Annotated in this window: 10 protein-coding genes; 7 read left to right on the forward strand and 3 right to left on the reverse strand. The window is 69.8% G+C overall.

Translation table 11 applies throughout. The features are described 5' to 3' along the window. Window positions 1–115: 115 nt before the first annotated feature. Window positions 116–1168 (reverse strand): helix-turn-helix domain-containing protein, encoded by a 1053-nt coding sequence (locus VFL64_RS00290; RefSeq protein ID WP_489538377.1) that lies wholly within the window; start codon window positions 1166–1168, stop codon window positions 116–118. Between the two features lie 87 nt (window positions 1169–1255). On the opposite strand from VFL64_RS00290, the gene VFL64_RS00295 reads away from it, so the two are divergent. Genes VFL64_RS00295 through VFL64_RS00310 form a run of 4 tightly spaced genes read left to right on the forward strand, consistent with a single transcriptional unit; the run spans window position 1256 to window position 3556 of the window. Continuing rightward, entirely contained in the window at window positions 1256–1597 is a 342-nt protein-coding gene (locus VFL64_RS00295) for an ArsR/SmtB family transcription factor (RefSeq protein ID WP_489538378.1), read from the forward strand. Then, window positions 1594–2070 carry an SRPBCC family protein gene (locus tag VFL64_RS00300; RefSeq protein WP_489538379.1) on the forward strand — a complete coding sequence of 159 codons (477 nt, stop codon included), beginning with the start codon at window positions 1594–1596 and terminating at the stop codon, window positions 2068–2070. The genes VFL64_RS00295 and VFL64_RS00300 overlap by 4 nt, the downstream gene beginning before the upstream one ends. Then, the gene (locus VFL64_RS00305) at window positions 2067–2981 is read left to right on the forward strand and encodes an SRPBCC family protein (RefSeq protein WP_489538380.1); all 915 of its coding nucleotides are present in this window, start codon (window positions 2067–2069) and stop codon (window positions 2979–2981) included. Before VFL64_RS00300 ends, VFL64_RS00305 begins: the two co-directional genes overlap by 4 nt. After that, a complete protein-coding gene (locus VFL64_RS00310) occupies window positions 2978–3556 on the forward strand; it encodes a YceI family protein (protein ID WP_489538381.1) in 579 nt (192 codons plus the stop codon). Before VFL64_RS00305 ends, VFL64_RS00310 begins: the two co-directional genes overlap by 4 nt. Here the strand turns inward: VFL64_RS00310 and VFL64_RS00315 are convergent. Continuing rightward, window positions 3504–4439, reverse strand: coding sequence for a DMT family transporter (locus VFL64_RS00315; protein WP_489538382.1), 936 nt, complete (start codon window positions 4437–4439; stop codon window positions 3504–3506). The two genes, VFL64_RS00310 and VFL64_RS00315, sit on opposite strands and share 53 nt — an antisense overlap. An 85-nt stretch (window positions 4440–4524) precedes the next feature. Here VFL64_RS00315 and VFL64_RS00320 point away from each other — a divergent pair, with 85 nt between their 5' ends. From VFL64_RS00320 to VFL64_RS00330, 3 genes are read left to right on the forward strand one after another with little or no spacing between them, the layout of a single operon-like run. Beyond that, window positions 4525–5388 (forward strand): LysR family transcriptional regulator, encoded by an 864-nt coding sequence (locus VFL64_RS00320; protein ID WP_489538383.1) that lies wholly within the window; start codon window positions 4525–4527, stop codon window positions 5386–5388. A gap of 36 nt (window positions 5389–5424) precedes the next feature. Further along, window positions 5425–6879: a DHA2 family efflux MFS transporter permease subunit gene (locus tag VFL64_RS00325; protein WP_489538384.1), complete on the forward strand. Its 1455-nt coding sequence runs from the start codon at window positions 5425–5427 to the stop codon at window positions 6877–6879. A gap of 16 nt (window positions 6880–6895) precedes the next feature. Beyond that, window positions 6896–7423 carry an SRPBCC family protein gene (locus VFL64_RS00330; RefSeq protein ID WP_489538385.1) on the forward strand — a complete coding sequence of 176 codons (528 nt, stop codon included), beginning with the start codon at window positions 6896–6898 and terminating at the stop codon, window positions 7421–7423. An 82-nt stretch (window positions 7424–7505) separates the two neighbouring features. Here VFL64_RS00330 and VFL64_RS00335 read toward each other — a convergent pair whose 3' ends face one another. Then, window positions 7506–9560, reverse strand: coding sequence for a putative bifunctional diguanylate cyclase/phosphodiesterase (locus tag VFL64_RS00335; RefSeq protein ID WP_489538386.1), 2055 nt, complete (start codon window positions 9558–9560; stop codon window positions 7506–7508). Between the last annotated feature and the right edge of the window lie 373 nt (window positions 9561–9933).

The following is a 9933-nucleotide window of genomic DNA, read 5'->3' on the forward strand; positions in this document are numbered from 1 at the left end:
CGCCGCCGGGCGCACATCCCGGCGCGGCCTCACGCAGTGAACAGGGTCTGCATGCGAATGCCGGCACGGGGCTTCGATACCTCAGCCCGAACGGGTGGTGGCGTGCGAAGAGGGCTCAGCCCCCCAACGCCCCCCGCCGAAACTCCGTCGGCGTCACCCCAGTCTCCGCCTTGAACGCCCGGTTGAACGGCCCGATCGACTGAAACCCAGCATCCAGCGCCAAGGTCAACACCGGCACCCCCGCCTGCGCGGGATCACCCAGCGCCGCCTTCACCTGCGCAAGGCGATAGCGGTTGAGAAACGCATTGAAGTTGCGATACCCCAGCCCCTGGTTGATGGTGCGGCGCAGCCTGTACTCGGGCACACCGAGCTGGCGGGCCAGCGCGCCGATGGTCAAGCCCTCCTGGCGGTAAGCACGCTCGGCCATCATCTGGTGCTCCAAGGCAGCGATGAGCGTGTTGTCGATCGACTCGGTAAGCGATGCATCGTCCGCTTCAGCCGCAACCGGCTCAGCCACCGACACCCCGCGAGCGAACAGCTGTCCCGATGCCGGTCGCACCAGATGCCAGGCCACCACTGTGGCGATCGCCGAGAGCGCCGCCATGTCGATCACATCGGCCACCGCCCCACGCCCCTCACCCCCCAGCAAACGCGCCCCCATGTTCACCGCCGTGTAGAGCGCACCCGCGCCGACGATGAAGACGCGTAAGCGGCGCCGCTTCTCCACCAGGTCGGCGCGCCACGAGGCCAGCGTCTGCACCACCGCCAGCACGGCAAAGCCCAGCGTGGCGAGCGTGATGGCCGGCATCGCCTGCGCGCGCGCGAAACAACCCACGGTCGACAGCAAGGCCATCGCGCACCAGGCCACGGCGTGCCACGGCCGCCACCGGAACTCGTCGTCGAACAAGGCGCGCGCGAACAGCCAGAACACCACCGCATTCCCCGTCGACAGCACCGCCAAGGGCAGGCGCGCCACCGGCGGCCACGAGAGAAAGCCCGGCGCCGACTGCACCGCATACGCCGCCACGCCCACTGCCAGCGCCACCGCCAACCGCCCCGCCGCCACGCGGCCGTGCTCACGCCAGACCAACGCCGCGGCAAACAGCATCAGCGCCACCAGCCCGCCGCGCAGCGCGGCATCGAGGGTGGGCAGGGCAGCAGGGTTCATGGCGGCGCATCGTATCGGCCACGCTTGACAGATCGGGTTTGGCTTCTTAAATTACCGATCAGTTAATTAGCCGATTGGTTGCCCACCATGTCCCCCGACCCCCTCAGCGCCACCTTCGCTGCCCTCGCCGACCCGACCCGACGGGCCATCCTGGCGCGTTTGTCCAGCGGCGAGGCCACGGTGAAAGACCTGGCCGCGCCCTTCGACATGACGCCCCCGGCGGTGACCAAGCATTTGAAGGTGCTGCAGCGCGCCGGGCTCATCACCCAGGGTCGCCAAGCCCAGTGGCGCCCTTGCCGGCTGGAGGCCTCGCCGCTGCGCGAGGTGGCCGACTGGGTCGAGCCCTATCGCCGGCACTGGGAGCAGCGCCTGGACCGGCTCGACGACTACCTGCGTCAGCTGCAAGCCGCAGAGGAGAAGAAGCCATGACGACGACCCCCCACCCCGTTCAGCACGGTGCTTTCACCCTGGAGCGCCTGTACGACGCGCCGCCGGCGCTGGTCTTCCGCGCCTGGTCCGACCCCACCGCCAAGCGCCAGTGGTTCCATGGCCCCTCGGGCTGGACGCACATGGAGCACGCGCTCGACTTCCGCGTCGGCGGCAGCGAGATCAACCGCGGCCGCAGCGCCGATGGCGAACTGCATGCCTACGACGCACGCTACGAAGACATCGTGCACGACGCCCGCATCATTCTGGCCTTCAGCATGACGGTGGGCCCGGTGCGCATCTCGTCGTCGCTGCTGACGGTGACCTTCTCGCCCGAAGGCCCACAGCGCACCCGGCTCCTGCTCACCGAACAGATCGCCGTGCTCGACCCGCGCTTCCCGATCGACGGGCGCGAGCAGGGCACGCGCGAGCTGCTCGACAACCTCCACGCCCACCTGATGAAAGCCCCCCGATGAACAGCAGCCCCACCGCCGACCGCGAGGTCGTCATCACCCGCTGGCTCGACGCGCCGCGTGCGCTGGTGTTCGCCGCCTGGACCGACCCGGCCCACGTCGGCCAGTGGTGGGGCCCGGCCGGCTTCACCAACACCGTGAGCCAGATGGACGTGCGCCCCGGTGGCGTGTGGGCCCTGACCATGCACGGGCCCGACGGCGTCGACTACCCCAACCGCATCGTCTTCAGCGAGGTGGCGCCGCCGGCTTTCCTGGCCTACCGCCACGGCTCCGACGAGAGCATGAGCGACGCCTTCGACGTGACCGTCACCTTCGAAGACCATGGCGCGCGCACGCTGCTCATCCTGCGCAGCGTGTTCGCCACCGCCGAGGCGCGCGACTTCGTCGTGAAGGAGTACGGCGCGATCGAAGGGGGCCAGCAGATGGTCGACCGCCTCAGTGGCTACCTGCTGGAGACGGAGCCCGCACGCGACATCGTCTCGCTGCGCGTGTTCGACACCCCACCGGCCGCGCTCTACGCCGCCTTCACCGACCCGCAACGCCTGGCGCGCTGGTGGGGGCCCAAGGGCTTTCGCAACACCTTCGAGACCTTCGAGCCCCGGGCGGGCGGCGAGTGGCGCTTCGTGATGCACGGGCCCGACGGCAAGGACTACGCCAACTACAGCGTGTTCACCGAACTGACATCGCCGACGCGCATCGTGTTCGAGCACCGTTGCGCGCCGTACTTCGAGATGACCATCGGCCTGCTGGATCGCGGCGACGGCAGTACCCTGCTCACCTGGCGCCAACGCTTCGACCGGGCCGAGACACGTGCCGCGGTGGCGCCCATCGTGGTCCATGCGAACGAAGAGAATTTCGATCGCCTGGCCGCCGAACTCCAGCTCTCCCCCAACCAGACCACCCGCCTCCCATGAAACACCTGCTGCTGTTGTCCACCCTCGCCGCCACCTTTGCCGCCACCACGGCGCTGGCCGCCCCTGCCACCTACACCATCGATCCGACGCACACCTTCCCGAGCTTCGAGGCCGACCACATGGGCATGTCGATGTGGCGCGGCAAGATCAACAAGAACGCCGGCACCATCACGCTCGACAAGGCGGCCGGCCGCGGCACGGTCGACGTCACCATGGACGTGACCAGCATCGACTTCGGCCTCGACATCATGAACAGCAAGGCCCGCGAGCCCGACCTGTTCGACACCGCCAAGTACCCGACCGCGCGCTACACCGGCCGGCTCGAGGGCTTCAGCAACGGCGCGCCCTCGCGCGTGGTGGGCGAACTCACGCTGCGCGGCGTGACCCGGCCGGTCACGCTCACCATCAACAGCTTCAAGTGCCTGCCGCACCCCATGTTCAAGCGCGACTGGTGCGGCGCCGACGTCTCGGCCAGCATCAACCGCGCCGACTTCGGCATGGACGCCGGCAAGGACTGGGGCTTCAAGATGGACGTGGGCCTGCGCATCCAGGTCGAAGCGGTGCTGGCGGAGTGATCTCGTGCGCAGGGGTGCGACGCAAGCTCAGCAAGGCCAGCCCCATCAAGGCCACGCCCACCAGCTGCACCCCGCCCAGCGCGCGCCCGTACATCGCCCAGTCGACCGCGATGGCCGCCACCGGGTAGACGAACTGCAGCACGGCGATGCGCCCGGTGGGCAGGCGCGCCATGCCGGCGTAGAGCAGCACATAGGCGAGGCCGGTGTGCAGCACGCCCAGGCCGGCGAGCCAGGCCCACGATGTGGCCGTCACCTCACCACCGTGGGTCGTGGCCCAGGGCAGCAGCGCCGCCACGCCCACCACGCACTGCCACCAGGCGAGCGCGAACGAACTCACCCGCGTGGCGAGCTTGGCGATCAGCGTCACCAGCGCATAGCTGAACGAGCCACCCAGGCACATCAGCACGCCCAGCACGTAGGCATGGCCATCATGGGTCGGCCACTGCGCCTGCAGCAGGCCCGAGGCCAAGGCCAGCCCGGCGAGCGCAACGCCCACCGCCACCCACTGCACGCCGCGCACGCGTTCGCGCAGCCACCATGCGCCCAGCACCAGCACCCACAGCGGCTGCACGTGGAACACCACCGTGGCCACGCCGATCGACGTGCGCTCGATGGCGGCGAAGAAGAGCGCCCAGTTGGCGATCACCAGCACGCCGGCGGCCAGCGCCCAGCGCAGGTCGGCCCAGGCCAGACGCAGTTCGGGCAATCGACGCGCTGCCACGCCCCACAGCGTGAGCGCGGCCAGGCCGAAAGCGCAGCGGCCCCACACCGTCATCAGCGGGTGCACGCCCGCCTCTTCGACGAAGACGCCCAGGGTGCCCAGCAGCAGGCCGCCGGCCACCATGAAGGCGGTGCCGTGCCGCAAAGTAGCTTTCTTGTCCATGGCCGCCACTGTCGTGGGGAGGTTGTGTTTCGGCCAGCGCATAGTTCGAAGGCATACCATTCGGTTTTCGAATGGAGCAGCCTTCATGCAAGCAAGCGACCTGCAACTCGACTGGCTGCGCGCCTTCGTGGCGGTGGTCGACGCCGGCTCGCTGACCGCCGCCGCGCCGCTGGTGCACCGCTCGCAGTCGGCGCTCAGCATGCAGCTCAAGAAGCTGGAAGACGCGGTCGGCCGCCCGGTGCTCAGCCGCGGCCCGCGCCTGCTGGAGCTCACGCCCGCCGGCCAGGAGCTGCTGCCCTATGCGCGCCGCATGCTGGAGCTGCAGCACGAAGCGATTGCGATGCTGCGCGGCCCGCAGCTGAGCGGCCGCGTGAGCCTGGGCGTGCCCGACGACTACGCCGTGGCCTACCTCGCACCGGTGCTGCGCAACTTCGCCTCGCGCCATGCGGGGGTGGAGATCACGCTGGCGTGCGAGCAGTCCACCTTGCTGATCCCCAAGGTGCAGCGTGGCGAGATCGACCTCGCCGTCGTCACGCGCGACCGCCCGCAGCGCGGCACCCTGCTCTTCCACGAGCCGCTGGTGTGGGTGGGCTCCGCGCCGCACGAGGCCTGGCGGCGCGACCCGCTGCCCATCGCCGTCTACGAGCCCGGCAGCCGCGCGCGCCGCGATGCGCTGGCGGCCCTGGCCGCTCAGCGGCGCGCGCACCGCATCGTCTACAACAGCTCCAGCCTGCCCGGCCACGTGGCCGCGGTCGAAAGCGGCCTGGCGGTGGCGGTGCTCACGCGCTGCAGTGTGCCGGCCGGGCTGCAGATCCTGTCGGAACGCCACGGCCTGCCCGCCTTGCCGGCGATGGAAGTCGCGGCCATCCGCAGCAAGGCCTCGGCCGGCTCGGCCGCGGCCGACGTGCTGCACGAGCTGCTGCTGGCGACCCTGCGTCGCGCCGGCTGAACATTCATTCCTGAATCCACCACGAGGACTCTTTCCATGACCCACACCCCGGATGAACGCAAACGCTGGCTGGCCCTGATGGTGTTGTGCCTGGGCGTGCTGATGATCGTGCTCGACTCGACCATCGTGAACGTCGCCCTGCCGTCGATCCGCGCCGACCTCGACTTCACCGAGACCTCACTGGTCTGGGTGGTCAACGCCTACCTGCTCACCTTCGGCGGCTTCCTGTTGCTGGGTGGGCGGCTGGGCGACCTGTACGGGCACCGCCGGCTGTTCCTGCTCGGCATCACCGGCTTCACGCTGGCCTCGCTGGCCTGCGGCCTGGCCACCTCGCAGACCATGCTGATCGTGGCGCGCGCGGTGCAGGGCCTGGGCGGCGCGGTGGTGTCGGCGGTGTCGCTCTCGCTGATCATGAACCTCTTCACCGAGCCGGCCGAGCGCGCCAAGGCCATGGGCGTGTACGGCTTCGTGTGTGCGGGCGGCGGCAGCGTCGGCGTGCTGCTGGGCGGCCTGCTCACCAGCAGCTTCAACTGGCACTGGATCTTCCTCGTCAACCTGCCGATCGGCGTGGCGGTCTACGCGCTGTGCGTGATGTTGCTGCCGCATGCGCGCGGCCACGCCCACGGCGAGAAGCTCGACGTGGCCGGCGCCATCACCGTGACGGCCTCGCTGATGCTCGCGGTGTACGCGGTGGTCAATGGCAACGAGGCGGGCTGGCTGTCGGCGCAGACGCTCGGCCTGCTGGGCGGCGCGGTGCTGCTGCTGGCGGTGTTCATCGCCATCGAGTCGCGCGTGCAGCACCCGCTGATGCCGCTCGGCCTCTTCAAGCTGCGCAACGTGGCGGTGGCCAACATCGTGGGCGTGCTGTGGGCCGCGGCCATGTTCGCCTGGTTCTTCATCTCGGCGCTGTACCTGCAGCTGGTGCTGGGCTACACGCCCATGCAGGTGGGCCTGGCCTTCCTGCCGGCCAACCTGATCATGGCGGCCTTCTCGGTCGGCATCTCCGCCAAGATGGTGATGCGCTTCGGCATCCGCCGCCCGCTCGGCGTGGGCCTGGCGCTGGGAGCGCTCGGCCTGCTGTTGTTTGCACGCGCCCCGGTGGGCGGCAACTTCGTCACGGATGTGCTGCCCGGCATGCTGCTGCTCGGCCTGGGATCGGGCATCGCCTTCAACCCGCTGCTGCTGTCGGCGATGAGCGATGTGTCACCCAGCGAATCAGGCCTGGCCTCGGGCGTGGTCAACACCGCCTTCATGATGGGCGGCGCGCTGGGCCTGGCGGTGCTGGCGAGCCTGGCGGCGGCGCGCACCGGCACGCAGCTGGCCGCGGGCGAGGCGATGCCGGTGGCCCTCAACAGCGGCTATGGCCTGGCCTTCCTGGCGGGGGCGGGCTTCGCGCTGGTGTCGGCGGTGATCGGTGCCGGGCTGATCCGCACGCGCTTGCACACAGCGAGCGCAGAAGGTGATGGAATGCAGGCCTCGGCCCACGCCTGACCCCCACGGAGGACGCATGTTCAAGAAGATCGCCTTGGTCCTGGTGCTGCTCGTCGCCGCCGTGCTGCTCTATGCCACCACGCGCCCCGACACCTTCAGCGTGCAGCGCAGCGCGCTCATCAAGGCACCGCCGGAGAAGGTGTTCCCGCTGCTCAACGACTTCCACAGCTGGCCCGCCTGGTCGCCCTGGGAGAAGCTCGACCCAGCCATGAAGCGCACGCACACCGGCCCCGCGGCCGGCAAGGGCGCAGCCTATGCGTGGGAGGGCAACAGCAAGGTGGGCAAGGGCAGCATGGAGATCCTTGAGTCCGTGCCCTCGTCCAAGCTCAGCATCAAGCTCGACTTCGTCGAGCCCTTCGAGGGCCACAACATCACCGACTTCACGCTGCAGCCGCAAGGCGACGCGACCCAGGTCACCTGGGTGATGAGCGGCCCGGCGCCCTATGTCACCAAGCTGATGGGCATCTTCGTGAGCATGGACGCGATGATCGGCAAGGACTTCGAGGCGGGGCTGGCCAACCTGAAAGCCGCGACGGAGAAGTGACGTCATCCCGGCGCACGCCGGGATCCACTGCCACGCCGTGCACTCACCCGCGGTGGACCCCGGCGTTCGCCGGGGTGACGCGTTAGCCGATCACCAGCTTGTCAAACGCGGCCATCTCGACCGGCCGACTGAACAGGTAACCCTGCGCCAGCTGGCAGCCCACGCCGTGCAGGTAGTCGGCCTGTTCGCGCGTCTCCACGCCCTCGGCCACCAGCACCATGTTCATGCTGCGGCCCACCGAGACGATGGCTTTCACCAGCTCGGCGCTGCGCGGGTTGTGCGGCAGGTCGTTGACGAAGCTGCGGTCGATCTTGAGCGTCTGCACCGGCAGGCGCGTGAGGTAGCCGAGCGCCGAGTAGCCGGTGCCGAAGTCGTCGATGGCGATGGTGATGCCCATCGCGGCCAGCGCCTCCAGGCTGTGGCGCACGCCGTCGCTGCCGTCGAGCAGCAGGCTTTCGGTGATCTCGAGTTCGAGCCACTGCGGGCGGCAGCCGGTGGCCGTGAGGGCGCTCTGCACCGACTCGACCAGCTCGTTGCCTTCGCCGAACTGACGTGCCGACAGGTTGACCGCCATCTTGAGCGGCTCGGGGCGCAGGCGGTTCCAGGCCGCCACCGCGGTGCAGGCCTCGTGCAGGGCCCAGCTGCCCATGCGCACGATCAGGCCGGTCTCTTCGGCCAGCGGGATGAAGCTCATGGGCGGCACCATGCCGCGCTGCGGCTGGCACCAGCGCATCAGCGCCTCGGCGCCCACCAGGCGGTGGGTGCCCAGCTCGAACTTGGGCTGGTAGTGCAGCAGCAGCTCGCGCCGCTCCACACCACGGCGTAGCTCGCTCTCCAGCGTGAGGCGGTGCGAGGCTTGCGCGGTGAGCTGCGGCGAATAGAACTGCACGTTGTTGCGGCCGCGTGCCTTGGCGTGCGAGAGCGCGGCCTCGGCATGCTGCAGCAAGGCCTCGGCGCTGTGGCCGTCGGCCGGGTAGAGGGCCGCGCCCAGGCTGGCGCTCACGAACACGTCGTTGCCTTCCAGGCTGAAGGGCGCCGACAGGGCCAGCAGCAGCTTGCTGGCCACGCGCGCCACCACGTCGGCCTGGCGCACCTCGGGCAGCAGGATGGCGAAACCGTCGCCGCCGACGCGCGCCACCATGTCGGTCTCGCGCAGCGTTTGCGAGAGGCGCATGCCAACCAGCTTGAGCAGCTCGTCGCCAGCCGCGTGGCCCAGCGATTCGTTGACCTTGGTGAAGCGGTCCAGGCCCATCGAGAGCATGCCGAACTCGGCCGTGGCGCCGCTGGGCTGGGCCAGCAGTGCCTGCACGCGGTCGATCAGCGCACTGCGGTTGGGCAGCGTGGTCACCGGGTCGAAGAAGGCGAGCGAATGCACCTGGCGGCGGAAGTTGCGCAGCTCGGTCACGTCCTGAACGATGCCGGTGAGGCGGCAGGGGCGGCCTTGCGCGTCGTAGAGCACCTTGGCGCGGCCGTGCAGCTCGCGGCGCACGCCGCCGGCGCCGGCCACGTGGTAGTCGTAGCGCAGCGAAGGCAGGCGGTGGCGGAAGGCGTTGTCGAAGAGCTCGCGCACGCCGGCGCGCTGCTCCTCGGGCACCATCGAGGGCATCTCGTCCCAGGCCCCGAACACTTCGGGTGCCGGGTTGATGATGCGCAGCGCCTCGGCGGAATAGATCACGCGGTTGAGGCGGAAGTCCCACTCCCAGGAGCCGATGCTGGCCATCTGCTGGGCCTCGGCCAGGCGCGATTCGGCGTCGCCCAGGCTGATCGACATCTGGTGCTGCAGCGTCACGTCCTGCAGCGCAGCGACCGTCTTGCACAGGGCGCCCGAGGCGTCGTATTCGTTGATGGCGATGACGCGCACCTGGCGCGCGGCACGCCCCACCAGCACGCAGGGCAGTTCGATCTCGATGCGGCGCTGGCGCGCGGCGACGCCTTCGTCCCAGCGGGCCTGCAGCTCGGCGCGACGGCTGTGGCGCACCAGCCCGATCAAGCCGGCGCAGGAGAGTGCTTCGCCCGGGGGGCGGCCGAGGATGGCCAGGGCTTCGGCGGTGGCATGGAGCACACCGCTTGCGGCATCCCAGGTCAGATAGCCGATGGCCTGCAGGCCGCGGGCGGCTTCTTCATGGAGGGTGTCCAACGCGCCAGCGGGCAGCAGGGCGCCGCGGACTGGCGGTTCAGGATGCATGGGCGTGATGGTCGCGGCAAAGCATGGGTGTGCGCAACGGGGCCAGGCCCGCCCGAACGCACGCAGACCGGGCGAGCGTGAGTTGGGTCACGGGCGCATTTCCGCCCTCACGGCTGGGCCCCGCGCTGTCGCCTGCACGACACAGCGGGGCATGGATGTCCTTGAGTGACAGGCTGGCGCGGCCTGCCAAGAATGACCTTGCCAAACGTGGCCGCACGCAGACAGGAGACACCGCATGCTCGACACCCTGATCAAACCCCTCGCCTGCGCCGCCATGGCGCTCGCCAGCATCGGCAACGCACAGGCGCAGACCGCCTACCCGAGC

The organism is Rhizobacter sp. (genome assembly GCF_035702065.1).
GTDB lineage: Bacteria > Pseudomonadota > Gammaproteobacteria > Burkholderiales > Burkholderiaceae_C > Rhizobacter.

Excerpts from the sequence above, each read along its gene's own strand:
- VFL64_RS00290 (WP_489538377.1), bottom strand. The coding sequence starts at position 1,168 with ATGAACCCTGCTGCCCTGCCCACCCTCGATGCCGCGCTGCGCGGCGGG.
- VFL64_RS00295 (WP_489538378.1), top strand. The coding sequence starts at position 1,256 with ATGTCCCCCGACCCCCTCAGCGCCACCTTCGCTGCCCTCGCCGACCCG.
- VFL64_RS00300 (WP_489538379.1), top strand. The coding sequence starts at position 1,594 with ATGACGACGACCCCCCACCCCGTTCAGCACGGTGCTTTCACCCTGGAG.
- VFL64_RS00305 (WP_489538380.1), top strand. The coding sequence starts at position 2,067 with ATGAACAGCAGCCCCACCGCCGACCGCGAGGTCGTCATCACCCGCTGG.
- VFL64_RS00310 (WP_489538381.1), top strand. The coding sequence starts at position 2,978 with ATGAAACACCTGCTGCTGTTGTCCACCCTCGCCGCCACCTTTGCCGCC.
- VFL64_RS00315 (WP_489538382.1), bottom strand. The coding sequence starts at position 4,439 with ATGGACAAGAAAGCTACTTTGCGGCACGGCACCGCCTTCATGGTGGCC.
- VFL64_RS00320 (WP_489538383.1), top strand. The coding sequence starts at position 4,525 with ATGCAAGCAAGCGACCTGCAACTCGACTGGCTGCGCGCCTTCGTGGCG.
- VFL64_RS00325 (WP_489538384.1), top strand. The coding sequence starts at position 5,425 with ATGACCCACACCCCGGATGAACGCAAACGCTGGCTGGCCCTGATGGTG.
- VFL64_RS00330 (WP_489538385.1), top strand. The coding sequence starts at position 6,896 with ATGTTCAAGAAGATCGCCTTGGTCCTGGTGCTGCTCGTCGCCGCCGTG.